Source organism: Flexistipes sp., assembly GCF_036172515.1.
Lineage (GTDB): Bacteria > Chrysiogenota > Deferribacteres > Deferribacterales > Flexistipitaceae > Flexistipes.
The window spans coordinates 1-23,253 of the sequence record NZ_JAXKVW010000020.1; the positions used below are offsets into that span (position 1 = coordinate 1).

Annotated in this window: 19 protein-coding genes and 1 tRNA gene; 12 read left to right on the forward strand and 8 right to left on the reverse strand. The window is 36.4% G+C overall.

Annotated features, from left to right (window positions below):
• Window positions 1-758 precede the first annotated feature (758 nt).
• The 4 genes from UMU13_RS10690 to UMU13_RS10705 are packed head-to-tail and all read right to left on the reverse strand — an operon-like array spanning window position 759 to window position 4,892.
• Window positions 759-1,451, reverse strand: coding sequence for a tRNA (5-methylaminomethyl-2-thiouridine)(34)-methyltransferase MnmD (locus UMU13_RS10690; RefSeq protein WP_328219034.1), 693 nt, complete (start codon window positions 1,449-1,451; stop codon window positions 759-761).
• Complete coding sequence (nadB, locus tag UMU13_RS10695; protein ID WP_328219035.1) at window positions 1,423-2,985, reverse strand: L-aspartate oxidase; 1,563 nt, start codon at window positions 2,983-2,985, stop codon at window positions 1,423-1,425. Before nadB ends, UMU13_RS10690 begins: the two co-directional genes overlap by 29 nt.
• On the reverse strand, window positions 2,986-3,711 hold the full coding sequence (locus UMU13_RS10700; protein ID WP_328219038.1) for a hypothetical protein: 726 nt from the start codon (window positions 3,709-3,711) through the stop codon (window positions 2,986-2,988). It lies immediately after the preceding gene.
• Window positions 3,711-4,892: a radical SAM protein gene (locus UMU13_RS10705; RefSeq protein ID WP_328219040.1), complete on the reverse strand. Its 1,182-nt coding sequence runs from the start codon at window positions 4,890-4,892 to the stop codon at window positions 3,711-3,713. The genes UMU13_RS10700 and UMU13_RS10705 overlap by 1 nt, the downstream gene beginning before the upstream one ends.
• Before the next feature lie 383 nt (window positions 4,893-5,275).
• Between UMU13_RS10705 and eno the strand changes: the two genes are divergently transcribed.
• The 6 genes from eno (at window position 5,276) to UMU13_RS10735 (ending at window position 12,294) form a co-directional block, all read left to right on the forward strand.
• On the forward strand, window positions 5,276-6,565 hold the full coding sequence (gene eno, locus UMU13_RS10710; protein WP_328219041.1) for a phosphopyruvate hydratase: 1,290 nt from the start codon (window positions 5,276-5,278) through the stop codon (window positions 6,563-6,565).
• Between the two features lie 88 nt (window positions 6,566-6,653).
• A complete protein-coding gene (locus tag UMU13_RS10715; RefSeq protein WP_328219042.1) occupies window positions 6,654-7,757 on the forward strand; it encodes an aminopeptidase in 1,104 nt (367 codons plus the stop codon).
• Between the two features lie 88 nt (window positions 7,758-7,845).
• The gene (locus UMU13_RS10720; protein ID WP_328219043.1) at window positions 7,846-9,042 is read left to right on the forward strand and encodes a YihY/virulence factor BrkB family protein; all 1,197 of its coding nucleotides are present in this window, start codon (window positions 7,846-7,848) and stop codon (window positions 9,040-9,042) included.
• 134 nt (window positions 9,043-9,176) lie between these two features.
• Entirely contained in the window at window positions 9,177-9,899 is a 723-nt protein-coding gene (locus tag UMU13_RS10725) for a TorD/DmsD family molecular chaperone (protein WP_328219044.1), read from the forward strand.
• Between the two features lie 73 nt (window positions 9,900-9,972).
• Entirely contained in the window at window positions 9,973-10,326 is a 354-nt protein-coding gene (locus UMU13_RS10730; protein ID WP_328219045.1) for a cytochrome c, read from the forward strand.
• Between the two features lie 150 nt (window positions 10,327-10,476).
• Window positions 10,477-12,294, forward strand: coding sequence for a DUF3373 domain-containing protein (locus UMU13_RS10735; RefSeq protein WP_328219046.1), 1,818 nt, complete (start codon window positions 10,477-10,479; stop codon window positions 12,292-12,294).
• A 313-nt stretch (window positions 12,295-12,607) separates the two neighbouring features.
• Here UMU13_RS10735 and UMU13_RS10740 read toward each other — a convergent pair whose 3' ends face one another.
• The 3 genes from UMU13_RS10740 to UMU13_RS10750 all read right to left on the reverse strand — a co-directional run bounded on the left by UMU13_RS10740 (window position 12,608) and on the right by UMU13_RS10750 (window position 14,172).
• Entirely contained in the window at window positions 12,608-13,018 is a 411-nt protein-coding gene (locus UMU13_RS10740) for an RrF2 family transcriptional regulator (protein WP_328219047.1), read from the reverse strand.
• 81 nt (window positions 13,019-13,099) lie between these two features.
• Complete coding sequence (locus tag UMU13_RS10745; RefSeq protein WP_328219048.1) at window positions 13,100-13,888, reverse strand: lysophospholipid acyltransferase family protein; 789 nt, start codon at window positions 13,886-13,888, stop codon at window positions 13,100-13,102.
• Window positions 13,889-14,098: 210 nt separating this feature from the next.
• Window positions 14,099-14,172 (reverse strand) — tRNA-Pro (locus tag UMU13_RS10750).
• 125 nt (window positions 14,173-14,297) lie between these two features.
• On the opposite strand from UMU13_RS10750, the gene UMU13_RS10755 reads away from it, so the two are divergent.
• The 3 genes from UMU13_RS10755 to UMU13_RS10765 all read left to right on the forward strand — a co-directional run bounded on the left by UMU13_RS10755 (window position 14,298) and on the right by UMU13_RS10765 (window position 17,275).
• Complete coding sequence (locus UMU13_RS10755) at window positions 14,298-15,425, forward strand: pyridoxal phosphate-dependent aminotransferase (protein ID WP_328219050.1); 1,128 nt, start codon at window positions 14,298-14,300, stop codon at window positions 15,423-15,425.
• A gap of 273 nt (window positions 15,426-15,698) precedes the next feature.
• The gene (locus UMU13_RS10760; protein ID WP_328219051.1) at window positions 15,699-15,866 is read left to right on the forward strand and encodes a hypothetical protein; all 168 of its coding nucleotides are present in this window, start codon (window positions 15,699-15,701) and stop codon (window positions 15,864-15,866) included.
• Window positions 15,863-17,275 (forward strand): HD domain-containing phosphohydrolase, encoded by a 1,413-nt coding sequence (locus UMU13_RS10765; protein ID WP_328219053.1) that lies wholly within the window; start codon window positions 15,863-15,865, stop codon window positions 17,273-17,275. The genes UMU13_RS10760 and UMU13_RS10765 overlap by 4 nt, the downstream gene beginning before the upstream one ends.
• A gap of 312 nt (window positions 17,276-17,587) precedes the next feature.
• On the opposite strand, the gene UMU13_RS10770 is transcribed toward UMU13_RS10765, so the two are convergent.
• Window positions 17,588-18,163 (reverse strand): TetR/AcrR family transcriptional regulator, encoded by a 576-nt coding sequence (locus UMU13_RS10770; protein ID WP_328219054.1) that lies wholly within the window; start codon window positions 18,161-18,163, stop codon window positions 17,588-17,590.
• Window positions 18,164-18,472: 309 nt separating this feature from the next.
• On the opposite strand from UMU13_RS10770, the gene UMU13_RS10775 reads away from it, so the two are divergent.
• The 3 genes from UMU13_RS10775 (at window position 18,473) to UMU13_RS10785 (ending at window position 22,803) form a co-directional block, all read left to right on the forward strand.
• Window positions 18,473-19,333 carry an alpha/beta fold hydrolase gene (locus UMU13_RS10775; protein WP_328219055.1) on the forward strand — a complete coding sequence of 287 codons (861 nt, stop codon included), beginning with the start codon at window positions 18,473-18,475 and terminating at the stop codon, window positions 19,331-19,333.
• A 244-nt stretch (window positions 19,334-19,577) separates the two neighbouring features.
• The gene (locus UMU13_RS10780) at window positions 19,578-21,251 is read left to right on the forward strand and encodes a PAS domain S-box protein (protein WP_328219056.1); all 1,674 of its coding nucleotides are present in this window, start codon (window positions 19,578-19,580) and stop codon (window positions 21,249-21,251) included.
• Window positions 21,252-21,369: 118 nt separating this feature from the next.
• Complete coding sequence (locus UMU13_RS10785; RefSeq protein WP_328219057.1) at window positions 21,370-22,803, forward strand: hypothetical protein; 1,434 nt, start codon at window positions 21,370-21,372, stop codon at window positions 22,801-22,803.
• The last annotated feature ends 450 nt before the right edge of the window (window positions 22,804-23,253 follow it).

Below are 23,253 nucleotides of genomic sequence, written 5' to 3' on the forward strand. Positions count from 1 at the left end.
GATAAGGCAGGCATTTGGTGTATTGAAAAGTGGCAAACCGTATGATCCGGATCATGCAAATAATTTAACTTTGGTTGCAAAAAATGCTTGACTTTTAACACGGAACATCTCGACCGGAACGGAGTGGAGCGGAGAGATCTTTACTGTTATATTGCAAAGAGACCTCTCGGCTTCGCTCGAGGTGACAATTACATGCATACTGTCTAACAGCGATAGTTAAATAGGATGTTACACATATTTACCAGTCTAAAAGACTGGTGCTAGCCGCAGGCATTCTTTCGAACAAAGTGAGAAATCTCTGCCATATAAAACGACATAATGAATAAATATGAGAGCTTTGAATAATTCAGGAAGCGCGGCTTCAGCCGTGCAAAGTTTATTCCGAGACCCAGTATTATCAAGCATGCGGGACTAAAGTAATGTATCCTACATATTTACCATCCTCCGGCTGGTGCTACCCACTTCCTGAAACGGAGAAAAAGACATTATTCAAAGCTCTTAATATACAACTGTGCTTAATATTGGGATATCTTCATGAGTGAAAACCCCGATATTAAGATAAAGTATTGTCAAATAGCACAAGTACAATAATTTTGGGAGGTTGCTAAAATTTATTGCTGAAGCCCTATAATTTTTATAGGCAGGGATGTGGAGAGGTAGAATAAAGGTAGAGGTAGAGGTTGAGGTAGAGGTTGAGGCAGAGGTTGAGAGAGTTGATTGGTTTTGGATGATATGGAGTAAGTAAAACGCAGGAACAATTATAGATATACAAATTTTTTCATTAAAGTACCTTTCTGAAAACCGGTTGGAAGATTTCTGGTGTCGTAAGAAAGGAATCCGGCTTTGTAAAATTTTTTTCTGACAGATGCACTGCACGCATATGTTACAATGCAGCCGTCATCTTTTAACAGATTATACAATTTTTTAAAAATGTTTATATTCCACATTTCAGGATTTTTGTTTTTACTAAACGGATCAAAAAAGATAACATCAAAAGGAAATGTTAAATACTCAAATACAGCCGTGGCATCATCAATAATAATATTTAAATCTATATTCTTAACAGGACCCCCTTCCAAAAGCTTTCGCAAAATACTGTATGAATGAACAGGCCAAAACAGATAATTGTTTTCCAGCAGCGACAGCACAGAGGGATCTTTTTCCACACTCAAAATGTTCAGTTTGTGTAGCCCTTGTTTTTTCAAATATTCATTTATCAGTACAGCCAGATTATATCCCAGTCCGAAACATATATCCAGCAGCCAAACTTCTCTATATCGTAGTTTCTCAAGTATTCCCGATGCAAAAACAAATTTATGGAGGCTCTCTGTATAAGCTCCTATGGACTTGGCATGGTATGCTTCATTATAAGTGAGATTATAATATGAAAAAGAACCATCAGCGGTTACAAAAGGTTTTTTATCATCTGTTAATGGGACTAAATTTGCCATCTTTGAAAATTATATGAAAATCCTCTTTTGATTTTTCAGGAAAATCCTCTCTAAAATGGGCACCGCGGCTTCCCTCTCTGCTGGCGGCTGCAAGAGCCATAAGTTTTCCGACATAAAACATGTTGATTCTTTCTCCTGTTTTTTGATTGGCTGGTTTTTTATCACTTATCATTTCCAGTTTTTCGTTAAAATAGCTGACAGCTTTTGCTAACCCGTCAAAGTTTCTTACAACACCGACATTTTCCCACATCGTTTCCTGAATTTCCTGAAGATAGACTTCGTATTTATCCGATAAATCTATTTCATCTTTATAATCAACATTATTTTTTTGAAGAGTCTTATGTTTGGAATCAACAATTGCAGCTTTTGCACTTCTACCGCCGAAAACAACCCCTTCAAGAAGTGAATTACTGGCAAGCCTGTTAGCTCCATGAACACCTGTGCATGCGGTTTCACCGGCAGCGTACAATCCTTCTATACTTGTGCGCCCCCACAAATCCGTTTCCACTCCGCCCATATAATAATGAGCAGCCGGACTTACGGGAATATATTCCTTTGTTATATCAAGACCGAAATCCAGGCAGGTATTGTATATTTTAGGGAATCTGTTTTTAACAAAATCCTTTTCGAGACCTGTCAAATCAAGGTATACAAACTCAGAATCAGTTTTTTGCATTTCTGAAAAAATGGCTCTGCTGACAACATCTCTCGGAGCGAGTTCTCCCAGCTTATGATAATTATGGCAGAATCTTTTGCCGTGTATATTTTTCAACACGCCGCCTTCCCCTCTCATGGATTCACTCAGAAGGAAAGCGGGAGTATTCTTCATGGTAAGTGCAGTTGGATGGAACTGATAAAATTCAAGATCCTTTTGGCATGCACCTGCTCTGAAAGAAATTGCAATACCATCGCCGGTTGCAACCGGCGGATTGGTTGTACGCTTGAACATTTGACCGGCACCTCCGGTGGTAAGGATAACAGCCTTGGCACTAAAAAATACTTTTTCCTGGCTGCTTTCTTCTATAACGAAAATGCCGCTTACTATTCCATTTTCCTGAATAATATCAACAGCAAATACATTTTCAAATCTTTTTATGGACTCTTTTTTAGAAACGGAATTTTTTAAAGATCTGACAATTTCGTGGCCTGTGGCGTCACCTTTTGCATGAATTATTCTGTTGACACTGTGGGCAGCTTCTCTGGTAAAATCCAGAGTACCTTCATGCATGTCAAAATTAGCCCCCTGAGCAATAAGCTCATTAATGTATCTGGGCCCCTCGTCCACAAGGGTGAAAACAGCATTTTTGTCACACAAGCCGTCGCCAGCTTTAATGGTATCCTCGTAATGCAGATATATATCGTCATCGTCAGACATTACCACTGCAACTCCGCCCTGGGCATACTCTGAACTGCTTTCGCCTATGGCTGCTTTGGTTATTATTGCAGTTTGACCGTAATCAGCCAGTTCTGCAGCAGCTCTTAATCCGGCTACTCCGCTTCCCAGAACGATAAAATCAAACGCGTATGTTTTCATTCAGAATCTTATCCCTGCTTTAACCCCGTATTGATTTACTTCACCTATGCTGGCCTCAAGGTTAATGACGAAAAGAGGTAAAGGTGAGAACTGCAAGCCCGCCAGTCCTCTGTATATAACCTCGTGTATATCCTCGAAGTTAACAAGGTCTGAATTTTCGCTACCGTTGATTCTTAAAGCACTCAAGCCTGCATAAGGTGTCAACATCATAAAACCTTTGCTTATAAGGATATCACCTGACTGAGTGGTTATGTCAAGCTCATCCACGCCCTCCAGTTTACTGAAGCTGCCTCTTATACTCAAAGCGGGTGTGGCTGCTGTTCCTTCCAGAAGAGCATATTTCAGCTCAACTCCCCAAAGCTTAATGTTGCTGTTTGGGACTGCGGTATACATGGCACCTATATCTATATTAAAAGGAAGCCCTTTTTGAACGTGCAGTCTGGGAACGGGGAGATAAGAACTGGGATCATTGTTATCAACAAGGGTTTCCCAATATTTTTTATTATCACTAATATCTGTGACCACTAATTCAGCACCGATATCGAAACCCGTTACACCAAGGGTTTCCGCCGGAGACATGGGATTGAAAGAAAGGGCAACACCAAGCTCTTTAGTGAAGCTTTCAAACTCCCCCTGAGTGAGTGTGGAGTCTGTAAATTCTATATCTTCTGCAAAAACAGAAGAAACCAGAAAAATAAATAACACAACAAAAACAGCTCTTTTCATCATTTCCTCCTTTTAAAATCCGGCATACCATATTCTATTAGAAACTGCTCTTTATGTCTATTAAAATAACCGATTTTGAGGTTTTTCATTTTCTTTTTTATCAGTTTAATCACATTTTTTAACCCTTTGATATCTTCGGTTTTCAGATTTTCAGAAAAAAATATCCGGTCAGGATCGCCTTTAAGGTTTCTTAACAGCAGTAGATTGATGTCAAAGGTTGACAGAAAATCCCTTAATGATTCCGTTTCACTTTCCCTGTCGGTTAAACCGGGCATTGTGTAGAGGGTCAGACTCTTGAATATATTTTGTTTATGCAGAGCCTGTAATGATTTGTAAACATTATCCGTATTGTTTTCTTTATTGAAAATTCTGTTGGTTTCGGTATTGGTAGAAATCATTTTAACATTAACGCAGTCCACACCGGCATCCGTAAACATTTTCAATGTTTCAATATTCTGCAGATATGAAGAAAATGTGATGCTGAGCTTCTCATTGTTCTTTCTTAGATATTTTATACCTTCTAACAACTGTGTAAAATCAATTTCTCCGTTGGACACATTAAAATCGTCATAGTCGATATTAAAAACAGGCTTATCGGCAACTTCCGAATAGTGTGACAGTATCTCGGTTAATTCCTTTGAATCTGCCTGCATGCTGTCTTTATCAACCGGAAGTCTTATTTCCTCGTTTTTTGTATGGTATAAATCAGAATTGCTGAGCAGGTATTTCACAAAAGCATTTTTCTTTTTGAAAGATTTTAAAAAGCCATGAAATTTATTGCCGGTGGCTTCGCTGTTTTTATCGGGGATTTTATCAACATTGATTATTGGGGAGACAAAAGTTTCATTCATCCAGCCGATCGGAGTATATTCCCTGTCTTCAAACATTATTTCCTTTCTTTTTTTATAAGCCGGCAAATACAGCCGCAAATAACCTTCAGGGGGCTCTATATAAACAGCATGGCCTGACTTGAAAACCTCCATCCCGGCCTTTTCAGGATTATAAGCCAAAGGCAGAGTATCTTCGAGAAAATTAAGTTTCGTTTTAGGAGGTACGGCTTCCATTTCAAGTTCGTAAGGGACAGTCTCAAGATTTTCACTCCTGACCGTCATTTTAAGAGTAGGGTGGTCGTAAATAACTCCCTTGTCATCGGCAAACAACAGTTTTGGTATATCATACATAAGTAAACCTTATTTTTTAATATTTGCTTAATTACGGCTGAACATTATCAGCAAACGGCTTGATAATCAAGAAAAGATAATTGCTTTTTATAGTGAGAGTGAGATAGAGAAATAGAAAAGTGGTGTATTGGTTGAGTAGTTGAGTGGTGCATTGGTTGAGTTGTTGAGTGGTGTATTTGATATTGGTAGATTGGGTATTCAACATTGAATCTTTGACATTGAATCGGCCCAAGGCGGACAAAGCTTTGAACCCCTACTACCTCTAATACCTCTTTTAAATCTGTTAGTTATTATTTATCAAAACATTAATAAGGATATTGTGTTTTTTCTTTTTTTTCAATATACAATGTATATATAAAATATTTTTACATAAGAGGTGGGTAATGACAGATATTATCGATGTTTTCGCCAGAGAAATTCTGGATTCCAGAGGGAACCCTACAATTGAAGTTGAAGTTGTCACAAGCGGAGGCAATATAGGGGTTGCAGCGGTACCGTCAGGGGCTTCAACCGGTGAATTTGAAGCTGTGGAGCTCAGAGACGGTGACAGTGAAAGGTTTAGCGGAAAAGGCGTATTAAAAGCCGTACAAAATGTAAATGAAATAATTTCCCCCGAGTTGGAGGGAATAGACGTCCTGGAACAAAAGCTGATCGATGAAATAATGATTGATCTGGACGGAACAGCCAATAAAAATAAATTAGGAGCCAATGCCATCCTTGGTGTTTCCCTCGCCTGTGCAAAAGCAGCTGCAGATGCACTGGCCATGCCTTTATACCGTTATATCGGCGGCACCTTTGCTCATACTATGCCCGCTCCCATGATGAACATTCTAAATGGAGGAGCACATGCCGACAACAATGTTGATATACAGGAATTCATGATAATGCCCTTGGGAGCTGAATCCTTTAAAGAATCTTTAAGAATGGGAACTGAGACATTTCATGCACTGAAGAAAGTTCTTTCATCCAAAGGATACAACACAGCAGTGGGTGACGAAGGAGGCTTTGCTCCAAATCTGAAGTCCAATGAAGAAGCTATAGATGTGATTTTGACAGCTGTTGAAAAGGCAGGATACAAACCCGGGGAAGATATATACATTGCCATAGACGCCGCTGCCAGTGAATTTTATAAAAACGGTAAGTACATACTGGCAGCAGAGAAAAATTCCGATAAAACTGCTGAAGAAATGGTTGATTACTATGAATACCTTGTCTCAAAATATCCGATAATTTCCATAGAAGACGGGCTTGATGAAGAAGACTGGGACGGCTGGAAGATTCTTACAGAAAAACTGGGCGATAAAGTCCAGCTGGTTGGTGATGATTTATTTGTTACAAACACCGAACGTCTCAAAAAAGGTATAAATGAAAATATTGCCAACTCAATCCTGATTAAGCTTAATCAAATAGGTACTTTAACGGAAACTATCGATGCAATAGAGACTGCAAAACGTGCAGGCTATACTTGCGTGATTTCACACAGATCCGGAGAAACGGAGGACACAACAATTGCCGATCTTTCTGTTGCTGTTAACGCAGGGCAAATCAAGACAGGCTCAGCAAGCAGAACGGACAGAATTGCCAAATATAATCAGCTTTTAAGAATTGAGGAGGAGCTTTTGGATCAGTCCGCATTTTATGGTCTGGACTCTTTTTATAATCTTAAAAAATAAATCTGGAAATTACTTCAGAATTGTTGCATATTTTTTTGATACAATGGATTTTTTGTAAAAACACCGCAAATTTTAAACAGGAGTATTTATGTATTTTGAAAATAAAATGGCCGACCTTTTGTGTGAATACAGTCTCAATCTGAAAAAAGGAGACACCGTTGAAATCAGGGGTGAAGTTGCATCAGAACCTCTGGTAAAAGCTTGCTATATAAAACTGCTGAAAATGGGATGTTATCCGATAGTGCGAATGAGCTTCGCTGAGCAGCTTTATTCATTTTACAAATATGCAGAAAAAGAACAGCTGGAATTTATACCGGATGCCCATATGACGGCAGCAAAAACGGTCAAAGCAATGATTAATATTGATTGTGAGATTAACACAAAGCAGCTTACAGGAGTGGATTCCGGTAAAATAGCCATAAACAGGAAAGCGCTATCAGTTTTAAAAGACATAATGTTTGACAGGGAAGGAAAAGGTGAATTCAGCTGGGTGATTGCCCCTTATCCCACTTCTTCCATGGCACAGGATGCCGAAATGTCTTTTGATGAGTACGCCGAATTTGTTTTCGGAGCATGTAAGCTCAATGAAAGCGACCCTGTAAAATCCTGGAGAGAAGTTAGCGAATATCAGGAAAAAATCGTAAAACTTCTCAGCGGCACAAAAGAGCTCAGGATAACAGGCAAAAACACAGACCTTACTTTGAATGTAGGCGGCAGGAAGTGGATAAACTGTAACGGCAGTCATAATATGCCTGATGGTGAGGTTTTTACAAGCCCGGTTGAAGACAGTGCCAATGGAGAAATGTTTTTTGATGTCCCGACATCTTTTATGGGAGTAAGCGCTAAAAATGTTCATTTAACTTTTAAAAACGGAAGGGTTATAAAAGCTGAAGCCGAAAAGGGTGAGGATTTTCTCAATAAAATGCTTGATACTGATGAGGGAGCCAGAGTTGCAGGCGAAATAGCTTTTGGACTTAATAATGCAATTAAAAAGGCCACAGGAAATATACTTTTTGATGAAAAAATAGGCAGAAGTATGCACTTAGCTGTGGGTTCCTCTTATCCGGAAGCAGGGGGTAAAAACAAGTCCGGTCTTCATTGGGATTTGATTAAGGATATGAGAGAAGATGCTGTTGTTTATGCTGACGATAAAAAGATCTATGAAAACGGAAAGTTTCTTGGAATAGAATAAGTTAGACCGGTGAGTTTTTACTCACCCGGTCTTTATTTTTAAACTTATTTATTAAATTTCTTTATTTATAAATAATTACAGGTGTGTAATGTCAAAGCGTATTCTGGCCAGGATTTATCTTTCCGTCCACTATTTTTTTGCGAATAAGCTTATGAATTTTGCCGCCAACCTGACTTTTTTCTTTCTGCTATCTTTTATCCCGATGCTCCTGATAATCTCGGTTGTGCTGACAAATCTCCCTGTTCCGGCAGAACTTGCTTCTGAAATTTTTAAAATGATTAAATCTGTAAATCCGGATTTGATAGGTTATATACTAAAATCTGCGGGGGACACCCAAGTATTGACAAAAAACGCTCTTAACTTCGGGATATTCGGCGGTATTTCACTTTTTTTTACCTCACTATTATTTGTAAGAGCTATGAAAGCTGCTTTTAGTGTAATCTTTTCCAAAAAGGATCAGAAGTGGGGTTTTTTGAGTTTCTTTATACCGGTAATCATGGAGATACTGGCGCTTGTAATGTTAATTGCCGTAATTATGTTAAAAATTGCAATTAATGTTGTAACAAAATTTTTCGACAAATCATTTTTGCAGGATTTTATTCTTATTATTAATATATTGGAAAATATTATCTATATGCCCATTGTGATTCTGCTGGCTATTTCATGGTTAAGCTATTTGTTAATGAGCAGAGGGGGTATGAGCTCTAAAATATCACTGTATTCATCAATTGGATTTTGTGTGTCATTGTATTTTTTAAACATATTTTTTACTAAAGTATTCAATATGGCTTTTTACTCGCTTATATACGGTTCTTTGGGAACTCTTATCTTTGGTTTGTTATGGATATATGTTGTGTTTTGCCTTTATCTTTTTTGGGGAGAGTTCGGCTATGTTTTCGAAAGGGTCAGGTGGATTACAGTTAAAATGTACATCGAGTCAAAAATTACCGAAACAAATTTTATCAAAAATCTAATCCAGTCATTTCTTCTGCCCGATAAAATTGATAAAATCAGGATTGTTGACAAAGAGACCAAAATTGAGTTTGGAGAAAATGAAGACTTTCTCTTTGTAGGAGAGGGTATGCTGAGGCTTTTTGACAAAGATGAAAAGCATGCAGCAGAGTATAATAAGGGCAGCCTTATCAAAGCAGAAAATATTTCAGGGTACAATATTTTGGCAGACCGAAAAAGCACACTTATTTTTTTAAGTAAAAATGATTTGAAAAAACTTATTAATGAATCGCGCACCGCCGGTGATTTGTTGGCCGATAATTTTATCGAATAATACCAATAACTTTAAACGGGATGTCAAACATATTAAAAAATGCATATTGTATACAAAAAAACTCTTTACAAATATTATAAATTATCTATGATGATATATAAACATATTAATATTTGATTAAAGAGCAGGGTACTATGCCGGATAAAACACAAGAAAGAACGTTGCTTCCAGAAAATTTTTCTAAACTTTATGAAGCGGTAGAATCTTACGGTTTTGAAAATTTTATATCTAAGTTTACATTCTCTTATACCCCGGATATCCAGGCCTGTGAATCTCTTTCCAGCGTCTTCATGTTTTTGTCGGCTCTTTTCAGATATCCGAATGAAGATATATACAACACAATCCGGGAGATTACTCCTACATTCAAAGACTTTCTTGAGGAGTACTCTGACAGCAATCTGGAGCTGCCTTCAAAGGATGAAATGGAGACAGAATACGTAAAACTGTTTGTTGCAAATATAGGAGGAGTGCCTGCACCGTTATATTCTTCTGTTTATACAGATTCGGAAAAGCTGGTTCAAAGAGATTCCACGGTGAAACTCAAAAATCTTATGGAATCCACTGGTTTCGCAGTTGAGAGTGAAATAAAAGAACTGGAAGACAATCTTTACATAATGCTTGAATATCTTTCACACTTGTTTTTAAGTTTCTCTGAAGATACGAATGAAATTGAAAAGTTGAAATATCTGTATGCAGCAATCAATGTGATTAAAAAATATATACAGCCTATGTTCCCCGAATTTTACAATAAAATTACCGAACATGCTGGGATCAGTTTTTATAAAGAAAGCGCAACTATTTTATATAACTTTATTGATGATATCGATAACATTTATAAAGAAGTTTTTGATATCTGATTTTTTTTGAAGGCAATATTTGTTAATAAATATATACAAAAAGGCTCATAAAGCCAAAAAAGGAGGTAAAGGTATGAACAAAAAGTTTGTTGGGTTTTTGATGCTGTTGTTTATTGTGATTTTCAGCGTTTCCATGGTGTTTGCTGAAGGCAACGCAAGAAGAGGTAAAAGAATATGGAAAGTCGGATGCCGACTGACCTGCCACGACGGATCTGTTCAGGGATCACCCGCTTTAAGTCCTGTATCCAAAACTCAGGCACAGTGGAAAATGTGGTTCGCAAACAATCATGAAAAGATTAAAGAGGTTCATAAAAAAGGCGAACTGGATAAGGCAAGAGTAAGAGGCGGAGCACAGGGATGGCAAGATATGTTTCGGTATCTTCACGATCACGCTCTCGATTCAGCGCAACCTGAAACCTGCGGTTAAAAATTAATACAGGGGGAGCTAAACTTCCTCCTGTTTTTTTGTAAAAATTGTTGATTAACTTTGTATGATTTTATTAATGAAATAATTGTTATTTGATTTCAGGGTTTTATTTGTCCACTGGACAAAAAATTTAATAAAGCGGAGGTAATTATGAAGAAGTTACTGGTTTCATTTTTGGCCGTTTTCTTAATGGCCGGTTTTTCTTATGCTGCAGACGATGTAGATCTGCAGGAACTGAAAAAACAGATCCAGGATTTACAGCAGCAGGTTGACATGATGTCTAATTTTGTCAACAAGAGTACACGCCATACTGCCCAGGATAAACTCAACCTTAGTGTGGAGCTGAGAACACGTCTTGACAGCATCCAGTATAAAAATCTGAGAAGATTAAACGATTTTTCCAGTGATATGATGCAGCTCTGGATGAGTGACAGTTTAATCAACAGCAGTGGATCTGCTAATAGTTTTGATGCCAATAATGACATGTGGAATGATGCTTTTACTTCCACATATATGGCAAATTTCGGTTCACTTATGCAGAAACCTGAAATAGTAGGCATGCTGGTCAATATGGGAGCACCTAATCCTCAAAACAACCCTCAAGGTTATCAGCAATTTGCTATGACAGCTTTTGCCAATATGCTTGCCGACAGAAGTGTTACACCTCAGGAGCTTGGTGGCATAACAACTGCTTTTAACAACATTGATCCTGAAAAAGCGGATTCCAATAATGATGTAATGTTCACAAACAAACTCAGACTCCGTTTAAGCAGCAAAATCAATAATAATGTATCCTTTAACGGCCGTCTGACAATGTACAAGGCTTTCGGCGAGGCTACAAACATTCGTTTTTATAACGGCAATTTCAACAGTATGCATCTGGACGGCAACTCTGCCGCAGTTCCCACAGATGACAGTGTCCATGTTGAAAGGGCATACTTTGTCTATAAGAATCGTTTAGGCCCCGTTGACTGGCACTTCTCTTTCGGACGCAGACCATCCACATACGGTCCTCCAATGGGAATGCACGAAAATGCTGTTCAGGGCGGCTCACCTCTGGCACACATTATTCAGTGGAATTTCGACGGTGGCTCACTTGGGTTTAATTATGAAAAATATTACGATACATGGGATTTGGCTTCCATGCTTAAATTCTGCTATGGTCAGGGCTTTGAAGGACAGTGGGGAACAGCTAATCCTTTCAACGCACAGGCAGATGTTAATGATGTAAACCTGTTCGGTATTATAGCCAAACTGGCTGTTAACGGAAAATACGAGCTGTGGTATAACTGGGCACATGCATACGGAGTAACAGACGGTTTCACCGGTCTTGTTGCAATGCCTTTTACAGTACACGGGACAGATTATACTCTCGACGGAAAATATGATGAATATACCCTTGAACCGAATTACAGCGGTTATGTTTCCAGATTTGAGCCTATGAGTAAAATCGGTGATTTGGATATGCACACTGTTTTATTCCAGGCTGAGAACTTTGGCTTTAAATGGTTTGTTTCAGGTGCTATGAGCAAGTCTAACCCTGACGGCAGATCATCAAATGCAATGTTCCAGTTTATGGGGCAGGACAAAATGGTTGACGACACACCCGGTTATTCGTTCTGGGCAGGTATTATGACTCCTGAACTTCCCTTTACAAATGGTAAACTGGGCGTTGAATACAATCATGGTTCAAAATACTGGACAAGCATGACAGCCGGTGAAGATGCACTTGTGGGAAGTAAAATTGCAACACGCGGTGATGTATATGAAGTATATTATCACCAGCCTATTGTTGGAAACAATTTCTTCGCAACACTGGGTTATATGCACTACGACTATGAATATACAAACAGCGGCAGCCCGATAGGTCAGCCCAAGAAGATTGAAGATGCTACAGCTTTTGATACAATGGTACCTGTTGTGGATAAAGTCGACCAATGGTATCTTCAGGCAACATACAGATACTAATTTCTCCTGTAGTTAGTTGATATAAATAAAAAAAAGCCGGGTTTTGCCCGGCTTTTTTTATTAGATTAAGAAATTTAAGACCTTTGAATAACTCAGGAAGCGCGGCTTTAGCCGGGCAAGCGTTCTTTTGAAATTCAGTATTCACAGGCCTGCGGGACTAAAGTAATGTATCCTACTAGCATCGGTCGAAAACCGATAAATTTGTGATACACAATATATTTACCAGCCTCCGGCTGGTGCTACCCACTTCCTAAAACATGGAAAAACAAATTATTCAAAGGTCTCAATTTTATCAAATTAAATAAAAAGGAAACTAATTCTCTTTTGCAGCCAAATCCTGCAGAGTATATTTCTGCATGTCTTTAACCAAATTTTCCCTTATGCTCCCAAGGATAGTCTGTATGTTGCAGTTAAAAGAGGAATCACAAAATTCTTTGTCCAGAAGACATTCATTTATCATTACATCCCCCTCCACAGCTTTTATAATGTCATAAAGACTCACTTCATCAGGAGATTTGCTGATTTTAAAACCCCCTTTTTTCCCCCTTTCAGACTCCAATATATTTTCTCTTGCAAGAGCCTGAAGGATTTTGCCCAGAAAACTGTCGGGTACTCCGCATATCCGGGAAAGTTCATTTCTCATAAAAACCTTACCTTTGTTTTGTTCAGAAGCCATATAACCCAGCACTCTAAGTGCATAATCGCCAGCTCTTGTAATTTTCATAGGCACCTCTTTTTAAGATAAAATTAATCTGAAATAAAATTATGTCAATAGCTCGTTTTCCAAGCAAGGTTATGAATACTATTATTCAACAACCTTCACATTCCACTCTTTAAGTTTGCCAACAACATAATCAGCAACTTGCTCATGAATATAATTTTTGTTTTCAGAAGAGGGTTCTAAAGGTTTGCCGAAAGAAATTAAAACATCCTTTTCGGGATAAAATCTGCCGAAGTCCTTATATTTTTTTCCGTTAGCCCAGGTATCGGTTTTCAATGCTACAGGCACGATTGTCGTGTTGGTTCGTAAAGCCAGTTTGGCACCTATGCTATTAAAGTGGTTAACATCAAAGACCGCCGATCTGGTCGTTTGCGGAAAAACCACTATGGAATATTCATTTTCGATTCTGTCTTTGCCTTCTTTCATAACAATTTTAAAATCTTCTCTCGGATTACTTCTGCTTACAACAACAGGATTTCGGCTCTTCATTACGTGTTTAAAAACAGGATAATCCACCAGACTCTTTTTTACAACGTATGTGAGTTTTTTATAAGGGGCAATTATGGAGGGCAGAAGGAACGTTTCCAGTGTACTCATATGATTACCGATAAAAAGAACGGGTTCCTTTATAAATCTAAAATTATCTATACCCTCAATATATATTTTGACTCCTGAGCTTTCCAGTATGTTAAGAAAATCACAACTGCTGTTAATCCATTCGTTATCATCATAAGTCCTTTTTTTTGCTTTTCTGGACGCCTTGAAAACGAGTTTCACAAGCCTTCCATAGAAATAAGCCGTGGGAAATATTTTGGCTGTAAAAGCCTGTTTGGCATTCATCGTTTGGTAAATATCTGAATCGATTTTCTGCATGAATCTACCTCTTTAATTGTAATAATAAATGATTTGTTATTTTATGTCATTTTTATTTAATCGGCAAGTTTTGTTGTTATCAATTCAAATACTCTTACATCTCAGAATATTAAAATAATCTTTTAAAGGCAGAATTTCACTCCTGAAAATTACGTGGTTGGTTTTGGATAAAATAGACTTGATAATACATTGACAGACATAAAAAAATAATCGGGGCGAGAGGATTTGAACCTCCGACCACACGCGCCCCATGCGTGTGCGCTACCAAACTGCGCCACGCCCCGAAATGCAAAAAGCAATATAACAAAAAATGAATATAAATCAATATCAAAAAGCAAAAAATTAAAATTAGTATTTGAAAATAAATATTTACAGGTTAGTATATATAAATTTTTTATAAGGTGATTTCATGGATAGGCTCGCAGATGTTACACCATTTATAGTAATGGATATTGTAAAAAAAGCAAACCAGATGGATGATGCAATCCATTTTGAGGTGGGTCAGCCCGATATAAAACCATCAGAGAAAGTGATAAAAGCGATGGGTGAGGCAGTATATAAAGGAGAATTCCCCTATACGGAAAGTATGGGTATACTGCCTCTGAGGCAAAAAATATCAGACCACTATAAAAGAAAATATGGAATAGATGTTGAACCGGAGCGTATATTATTGACTACAGGTACATCAGGTGCGTTTCTCATTGCATATTCAATAGCTTTGAATGCCGGGGAAAAGCTGGCTTTCAGCGATCCCGGGTATCCATGCTATAAAAATTTTGCACATATTCTTGATATAATTACGGAAACAGTAGACGTAAATGCTGACACAGATTACCAGATTACACCCGATCTGCTGGAACAGAAACATGATATAAAAGCTGTGCAAATATCCTCTCCTGCCAATCCAACGGGTAATATTTACAGCAAAAGTAACATACTAAACATGATAAATTATTGCAAAACCAACAATATCACTCTTATTTCCGATGAAATATATCACGGTCTGGTTTATTCTGATACAAAAGAGAATTCTGCTTTAGAATTTTCTGATGATGTTATAGTAATTAACGGTTTCAGTAAATATTTTTGCCTTCCCGGTGCACGATTAGGCTGGATGATTTTGCCGGAAAAATATATCAGAAGGGCAGAGATCGTCATGCAGAATCTTTTTATAGCAGCTCCTGCAATCAGCCAATACGGAGCAATGGAAGCTTTTGACTATAATTTTCTTGAACAATATAAAAACGAATACAAAAAACGCCGCGATTTCCTCTATAATGAGCTTAAAGATATTTTCAGAATCGATACTGCGCCAGTTGGTGCTTTTTATATCTGGGCAGACATATCCAAGTATTCCCATGACTGTTACTCTTTTGCCGAGGAACTTCTTGAAAAAACAGGAGTAGCGGTAACACCGGGTACAGATTTTGGCAAAAACAATACAAACAATTACATAAGGTTTGCTTATACCCGTAATATTGAGCATATGAAAGAGGGTGTAAAGAGAATTAAAAATTATCTAAAATCAAGAAAGTAGCTTATTAAAAAGTGTTTGTATTGTATTTCTAAACCTTCGCTTTAAGTCAAATCCGACCTGCTTTAAGCTCCGGAAAATTTCATTTCAAAATTCTTTCAAATGAAGATAGTCTATTGACACTTATCAACTTTATTCAACCATTTTAACCACCTCAAATACCTCTAATACCTCCTTTAAATGCATTACTGTTATTTTATATAAGTGTGTAAATTTAGAATGTTTAAAGAGTTATATTTTATTGACAATAATATAAATGTATATATTATAGTATACATGCAAACTACTAAGAGAGAATTAATTCACATAAGACTGGATAAAAAAACCCATTCAAAACTGAAAAAATATGCGAAAAAAGACCACAGAAACATATCTGACACTGTAAGAATGCTTATAGACAGCTATATCATTGAAAAAGAGAAAATTTTAAAAGGTGACTTATGAGCAGCCATATCAATGTACTGATTGCAGATGCCGACAATTACCTTAAAGGTAAACTTAATGAAATACTCAGGGCGGAAGGCTTTAAAATATTTTCCGCTAATCAAATCAATGATGTTATAAATTTGCTAAAGTATCAGTATTTTGATATTATTTTGGCTGCATCCGGAAAGAATGATGCAAATGTTGCTGCATTGTTAAAGAAATTAAAAGGCAGTGGAACATGTTGCCCGGAAGTCATTGTTTTGGCAACTGAGCCGGACATAAATACAGCAGTTGAATGTATAAGGGCTGGAGCATTTGATTATTTTATAAAACCTTTCAACAAATCTGACGTAGTCAGCAGGATTTATGAAGCATTTAATCACAGCAAAGAGAAAATACAGATTTTAAATTCCAAACAAATATCATCAATTTACGAGTCTTCACAAATTTACTCAAAAACTCTACATCAGGATAAAGTTTTTTCTCATTTACTTAAAACTGTTCAAAGTGAATTCAAAATATCAGGAGTTTATATTAAAACCTTCAAAAGAAACTATGTGAACACATACAACTTAGACTTTAATATTATCCAGTATATGGATTGTATCTTTGATTACAATAAATCGTGGGAAATTTTTCAGAATGAAAAAGTGGTGCTGGGAAATTACAATGAAAACCCAAACTCTCATTATCTGGCATTACCTATGTTTAATAGTTCAGGTTTGTGGGGGATTTTTGTGTTTTTCAGAAAAGGTGGCCATAGGTTTAATGAAACAGAAATAAAAATTTTGAATATTCACGTCAATCAATATTCGATAGCTTTACAGAACATTTTTAGATTTGAGCAGATGACAAAAGGCTATATGGAAACTATCGCTTCACTATCCAAAGCTGTGGACTCAAAGGATGCTTACACAAGAGGGCATTCTGAAAACGTAAAAAAATACTCACTTGAAATCAGCAGAGAAATGGGAATGAATAAAGAGTTCAAGGATTTAATTCGATATGCCGGTCTGCTTCATGATATAGGAAAAATCGGGGTTTCATCGGGCATTATAAATAAATCCTCAAAACTTGATAATGCTGAATACCATGAGATGAAAAAACACCCTGTTTACGGACATGAAATATTGAAGCCAATCAAATTCCTGGAAGCCGCTTCGGATTTTGTGCTGCATCATCACGAAAAAATGGATGGTTCAGGTTACCCATATGGTTTAAAGAAAAAAGAAATCCCTTTGGGTGCCAGGATACTCCAGATTTCTGACGCTTTTGACGCCATGACGACAGATAGAAGTTACAGGCCAAAAAGACCGGTGCGCGAAGCTGTTGAAGAACTGGATTTCTGCTCAGGTGCCCAGTTTGACCCGGAAATTGTCAGTGCATTTAAAAGTGTCTTAAACAAAAAGCCTGGCGTTATCATATAATTGAATTTTTTTGCAGCTGCATGTACCTGACACCTGGCTCTCTCGAGCCGGAATATTCAATACTTCCTTTAACTTAAAATTTGGGAGCTAAATGAAAGATTTGATTTCAACAAAAAATCAGGAATTATCTTTTTAAAACAATACTAAAAAACTATATATCAAAGGTAAAGTTTTTGTAAAAAACAGGCCAATATCAAATTATCTACTATTCGATTAAACGTTTAGCATTTGATTTGACACGGAATACTCAATATGACAGTAAAAGTTAAGTATAAAATCAAAGACATCAAGATTACTTGTTTGCTGCTTTTTTTATTTTGACAATAATGTTTGTTTTAAAATTTTCATACTGTTAGATAGTGGTACGGGACTTTTTTTGGTCCTACTTAATAAAATACCACCTTCTATGGTTGCTATTGTTTGCTCAGCGATCATATGTGCACTTAAGTCTTTTCTAATATGATTTTCATTTTGGGCATTTTGTATTAATTCTTCAATTTTTGCTATCCATTCATCTAATGATGATATTGCAAAAATTGTCAACTCATTTTGTTCTTCTGCAAATTCTATGGCAGTGTTTGCGTAGATGCATCCGCCCGTAAAATTACTTTTATATTGCAATTCATATAAACTATCGAGAAAAGACAGGAGTTTTTCATAGCTATTGTTTCCTTTCAATGAATTTTCAAAGAAAATCAAAAATTTTGCTCGTTCATTTTTAAGGACAGTATCAATAATGTCTTTTTTATTTTTGAAATGAAAATATAAACTTCCTTTTGATATTCCGGTTTCAGCCAAAATTTCATTAATCGAAGTACTTCTAATACCTTTTTGGTAAATAAGTTTGGTTGTTTTTTGGATAACTAATTGTTTTATATTATTTTTCACTCAGAGATACCTCTTTAGACTGGTATGTTTATAAGTATATACACTATAAAAGTCAATTGGTAAATTTAAATTCATTTAACATATTTTACTTAAAATATAGGTTTGGAGAACTATAAGAACAAACTTAGTTCAAAGGCTTGACAAGAATAGCTAGATACGATACCCTACCGATAGGTCTACAATGTAAACGAAGGTATCATATGATCTGCTATTAAATTATTTGTTTTGACAATAATATACATAACAATATTGATGTTACCTGTTTACAAGAAGACCGAAAGGTCTAATATCGTAGTTGGAGGTTTTTTTATGAAAGTAAAAGTAAAGTTTAAAGAAAAAGAATTTTCTGTAAATGTGGAAAAGAGAGGAGATAATGGTGTTCCTATACTGATGCTACACGGTATACCCACTAATGCTCGATTGTGGAGGCATGTACAGAAGGCCTTGGAAAATGATTACGTAACTTATGCAATGGATATGATTGGATATGGACAATCTGATATGCCTCTGGATGATTTTAATCACTCTCTTGTTAATCAGGCTGAGATAGTCAAAGAAGTTATAACAGGTTTAGGAATAAAGGGTAAGGTTATACTAGTTGCTCACGATCATGGCGGTGGAGTTGCACAGATCTTAGCTTCTAAATATGCCGAATATATAACTCGGTTAGTACTCATTGATCCGGTATGTTTTGACCAGTGGCCTGTATGTGAGGTAGAAGGACTTGCTGCACTTGACGGTGCAGACGAACAAACACTACAGGCTGCCATGGGTCAGGCAGTGGCAAATTTTCCTGCATTACTTCGCATGGGAAGCTATGACGGTTCACCTTTCACAGATAAAAACTGCAAACAGAATTATCTGCAATTTTGGGGAAGGGGGCCTGGTTTGACAGGGTTTAAGTCATTAATTCGAGTTTCAGCCGATCCTAAACAAAGCGATACTGATGTAGATTATAGTAATATAAAATGCCCAACACTTGTAGTATGGGCAGAAAATGACAATTTTATGTCAAAAGATGGGGCTAATATGCTCAAGAATGCAATTAGGGGACCGGTTAGAGTGCAATATATTCCTCAAGCAGGTCATTGGGTGCAAGAAGATAAGCCCAATGAAGTTTCTTTTTATATTAAAGACTTTATTACAGAATGGGAATCTCTTAATATTTAATGCATTTTGCTAAACTGTTGAGTATGTAACAATTTTATTTTTTGTTACATACTCAAATATTTATTGGACCTCTTTTTATTTTGGATTTGCTGAGATGCTTTTACATGTAAGAAATCTCTAATGTACAGTTGCTAAGAAGTATTGTTTTTGTTATAATTAATGACAGACTTGTTGGTATATATGGTTGATAAAATGAAATTTACTTTTTATTTTTATTAAATCAAGATAGAGGAATAATTTTGCTATGTTAAAAAAAATGTTAGCTGACGTTTTCAGTAACCAAGAAATTCTTAGCCAAAAGATATGCGAAATATCACAAGGTTCACAATTTTTTCAGTTTACTACGGTAAAAATTCAAGATGTATATAAAACTTTTGAAGCAATGCAATCAGTGGTTGAGAATTGTCTCTCATATCCCCACGAGATTTCCTATGTAGAGATAGTAGAGCGAAGACCTGAATTATTGTCATCTATTGTTAATATTGCCAGAAGGCATCATTATAGAGGCGTTACCCTAGATTATTTTATGTCATGCTGGAAGGTAATTGTTCATGTTATAGAAGAAGAAGTTAATAATTTAACAGGTTATGCTGATGAAGATGTGCGATATTTGCAATCTGTGATCAGAAAAACATATGACGCTTGCGAAACAATTTTTTTAAAAGAATGGGTCGAAACAAAAGTTGATGTTTTACAAGAAGAGCTTATGAAAACAAACAGAGAAATGACACTCTCAAAAAATAAATACCAAAATGTATTTGAAGGCGCAAGTGATTTAATAATTATTACGGATGGTAATGGTGAAATTATTGAACTTAATGCAGCCGCAAAAGAGTACTTCGAAAAATATTTGAATCGGAATAATTTGTGTGTTTGTGATCTTTTTGGTACTGACTGTGATTCACTTTTTGCAACTTTTGGTGAAATGTCAGACGCAAAAGAAGAATATATAACTTTAAATAATAGTGATTATTTTTTAATGAGAGTAAGTTCTTTAGATAATGTAGCACAAAATTTTAGTGGTTACATTGTGATGTTAAATGATGTCTCAGGAGTAGTGCTAAGAAACCAAATGCTAAAGAGTGAAGTGAATAAAAAAACTTTCGAACTAAGAAAATCTAAAAAATTTTTTAAGTCAATTTTCTTATCAACAAATGCTGGAATTTTTATTTTTGACTCCAGTATGAATATTTACACTTTAAATAAGACTGCTAAAAATATTGTTGGCTTAGATTCTTATAGTCTTAAGAACATAGATATTGATAGTTTTCTGATTGTAGAGGAAGGATTGGCAAGTATTAAAGATGTTATGAGAGACCTAGAGCCTGATAATACTTGGTCAGGAGAGTTGAAATTGATAACTCCCTATTCCTCATTGTGCATATTAGCAACTATTAACGCTATGGATGTGGAGGATGAAAAATACTATTCTTTTATATTCATAGACATTTCAGAAATTAAAAACCTTGAGTACCAACTTGTTAATGAGAAAAAAATGGTAGAAGAGAAGAACATAGCGCTTAGGAATGTTATACAAGCAATGACCCAGGAAAATGAAGACAATGTTAAAGAATTATGTAAATATGCTTCTTCTCAGTTGGAACCCATGCTTGATAACTTAACTGCTGAAAATAATTCGGAAGCGCGGAGAGAGCTTAAAATTGAAATCCTGCAAAAAATGCAAACTCTAAAAGATCATTTCAACAACAAAGAATATAATGATGAATTATCAAACCTTACCCACTCTGAAAGCATTGTTTGCAATTATATAAAAGCAGGGTATTCCACCAAAGAAATTGCAGACAAACTAAATGTATCAATTGATACAATCCAGACCCATCGAAAAAATATTCGTAAAAAGTTTGGCATAACGGATAGAAGTATAAATTTGTATTCTTATGTAAAAAGTAATTATTAACCCAAAATACCCACTTCTTCACCATTAAATCCCCAAAACTTCCCAGCTTACATTTGCAAATAATTCTTTATAGTTAGATTATAAGCTTTTTGTTTATTAACTTTAAAAAGGAGGTTTTATGGTTAACTTATTGCGCATTGTTTTTGCGCTATTATTGGTTGGAGTCTTGGCATTTCCTGTACTAGCTTTTGAAGATTTCCGATATGTCACTCCGGACTCATGGTCTATGCACACATCTCCAGGCCAGTTTAAAGAGATGTATCGAGGGCTCCCTATGGGAAAAACAAAATTGAATCTTAGCCTAACGTCAAGGTATAGGCTGCAAACAAATGATTATACTAGTGATCAGAATTTCTATCAGTATTTAAGAGCAAATACTTCACCTGTAAAGATAGGTCAAGGTTCAATGACTACTACTCTATTCTCACGATTCGCTGATGATATTGATGGTGACTCAAATCGTGATTGGGGCGACAGTTATTATTATTATTACGAAGACTCTTTAGATAGAGAACTTGAAGACAACGATTGGGCACCACGTGTATATCAAGCAAAATTTGAGCTGAACAAGGTTATTCCCAGTACAGATGTAACAGGTGGTCGTTTTTATCTTGACCATCTTAATGCTTTTCAAATGGATGGGGGTGATTTTACAGCGAATATAGGAAAAAAGTTAGATGTATACGGCTTTGCTGGGAGACCAGTTAGCTATTATATTGATACTGATAGCGACTTTTTCTATGGGGGCGGATTAAAGTTTCAAGCTACAAGCACAACTAAAATTTCTGCAGAATATGTAAAGCTTGATGTGGAAAATCTTGATGACGACTACACAAAAGCAAGACTTGGTCAAAGTGTTCCATATGGTACTATTGCATTAGAATATACAAATCTTAATTCATCATCAGAATATCTTCTTTTAGGCAATTTTGAGATTCCTTACACAGGTACTATGGTGGGGATAGAGTATAAAACACTGAGAGATGAGGTGGACACTTATAATTCATATGTTGTTAATCCTTTAACATATACACTTCTGCCTGAGAGCAAGTATGACCTTTTAGATTTATCTGTTTATCAGGGACTCGGTGATCATTTAGTTTTTGGAGCTGGATACGAAGTAAGAACAGTTAATGATAGTAACGAGGAAGACTTCGGCAATCGAAATTATGATAGGTATTATGGAAACATCGATATAATGGGTATTCCTACTTACAACACTTATGTCTCATTTAAATTTGATTACTGGGATGTAGAGAAAAACCAAGATGTGAGTAATAATGAAAAAGTTCAGTATGGAATCGAGATTAGTCAAAAGATCAACAATGCTGTTGATGTATGGCTTGGGACTGATTTCAATAAATATGAATATGATTATATAAACGATCAACGTAAAGATTCAGTAAGGATGTATTATGTTGGAGGTCAATGGGAACCTAATAATATTTTTAGTTTTCTTGTAGATCTCAGTTATGAAGACAGTGAAATGTACGATACTAGTGACCTTGAAAAAATATACACTGTTGAAGCTTGGGCAAACATTATTTTTTAGAAAAGGAGGATATATGAGATTAAAAGTAATACTGATTTTTGGAATGCTCGTTCTTTTAGCATCCGTCAGTTTGGCGGTTGATGCCAATAAGCCATCCAGTCACGATACATCTTGGTTGAAAAGGCACGGGCAAGCTAGCAAGATTAACCCAGAACAATGCAAGGCATGTCATACAAATAAGACAGATTGTATTAGGTGCCATGAAGAGGTAACTCCTAGAAACCATACACCCTCTTGGATAAAACGAGGGCATGGCCTAGAAGCAAGGTGGAATAGAGACTCCTGTACTACTTGTCACAAAGAGGATTCTTGTATCGAGTGCCATCAAACTACGGCACCTTCCAGTCATAGACCTGGTTGGAGAGATCCACTTAACAGACATTGCAACAGCTGTCATTATCCGGTGCAGGATACAGCATGTTTTACGTGTCATAAAGCGGCACATGCACC

Coding starts and splice junctions, on each gene's coding strand:
- UMU13_RS10700 (WP_328219038.1), bottom strand. CDS start 3,711: ATGAAAAGAGCTGTTTTTGTTGTGTTATTTATTTTTCTGGTTTCTTCT.
- UMU13_RS10705 (WP_328219040.1), bottom strand. CDS start 4,892: ATGTATGATATACCAAAACTGTTGTTTGCCGATGACAAGGGAGTTATT.
- UMU13_RS10775 (WP_328219055.1), top strand. CDS start 18,473: ATGAAAGTAAAAGTAAAGTTTAAAGAAAAAGAATTTTCTGTAAATGTG.
- UMU13_RS10720 (WP_328219043.1), top strand. CDS start 7,846: ATGTCAAAGCGTATTCTGGCCAGGATTTATCTTTCCGTCCACTATTTT.
- UMU13_RS10755 (WP_328219050.1), top strand. CDS start 14,298: ATGGATAGGCTCGCAGATGTTACACCATTTATAGTAATGGATATTGTA.
- UMU13_RS10725 (WP_328219044.1), top strand. CDS start 9,177: ATGCCGGATAAAACACAAGAAAGAACGTTGCTTCCAGAAAATTTTTCT.
- UMU13_RS10740 (WP_328219047.1), bottom strand. CDS start 13,018: ATGAAAATTACAAGAGCTGGCGATTATGCACTTAGAGTGCTGGGTTAT.
- UMU13_RS10690 (WP_328219034.1), bottom strand. CDS start 1,451: ATGGCAAATTTAGTCCCATTAACAGATGATAAAAAACCTTTTGTAACC.
- UMU13_RS10780 (WP_328219056.1), top strand. CDS start 19,578: ATGTTAAAAAAAATGTTAGCTGACGTTTTCAGTAACCAAGAAATTCTT.
- UMU13_RS10715 (WP_328219042.1), top strand. CDS start 6,654: ATGTATTTTGAAAATAAAATGGCCGACCTTTTGTGTGAATACAGTCTC.
- UMU13_RS10760 (WP_328219051.1), top strand. CDS start 15,699: ATGCAAACTACTAAGAGAGAATTAATTCACATAAGACTGGATAAAAAA.
- UMU13_RS10730 (WP_328219045.1), top strand. CDS start 9,973: ATGAACAAAAAGTTTGTTGGGTTTTTGATGCTGTTGTTTATTGTGATT.
- UMU13_RS10785 (WP_328219057.1), top strand. CDS start 21,370: ATGGTTAACTTATTGCGCATTGTTTTTGCGCTATTATTGGTTGGAGTC.
- UMU13_RS10765 (WP_328219053.1), top strand. CDS start 15,863: ATGAGCAGCCATATCAATGTACTGATTGCAGATGCCGACAATTACCTT.
- UMU13_RS10745 (WP_328219048.1), bottom strand. CDS start 13,888: ATGCAGAAAATCGATTCAGATATTTACCAAACGATGAATGCCAAACAG.
- eno (WP_328219041.1), top strand. CDS start 5,276: ATGACAGATATTATCGATGTTTTCGCCAGAGAAATTCTGGATTCCAGA.
- nadB (WP_328219035.1), bottom strand. CDS start 2,985: ATGAAAACATACGCGTTTGATTTTATCGTTCTGGGAAGCGGAGTAGCC.
- UMU13_RS10735 (WP_328219046.1), top strand. CDS start 10,477: ATGAAGAAGTTACTGGTTTCATTTTTGGCCGTTTTCTTAATGGCCGGT.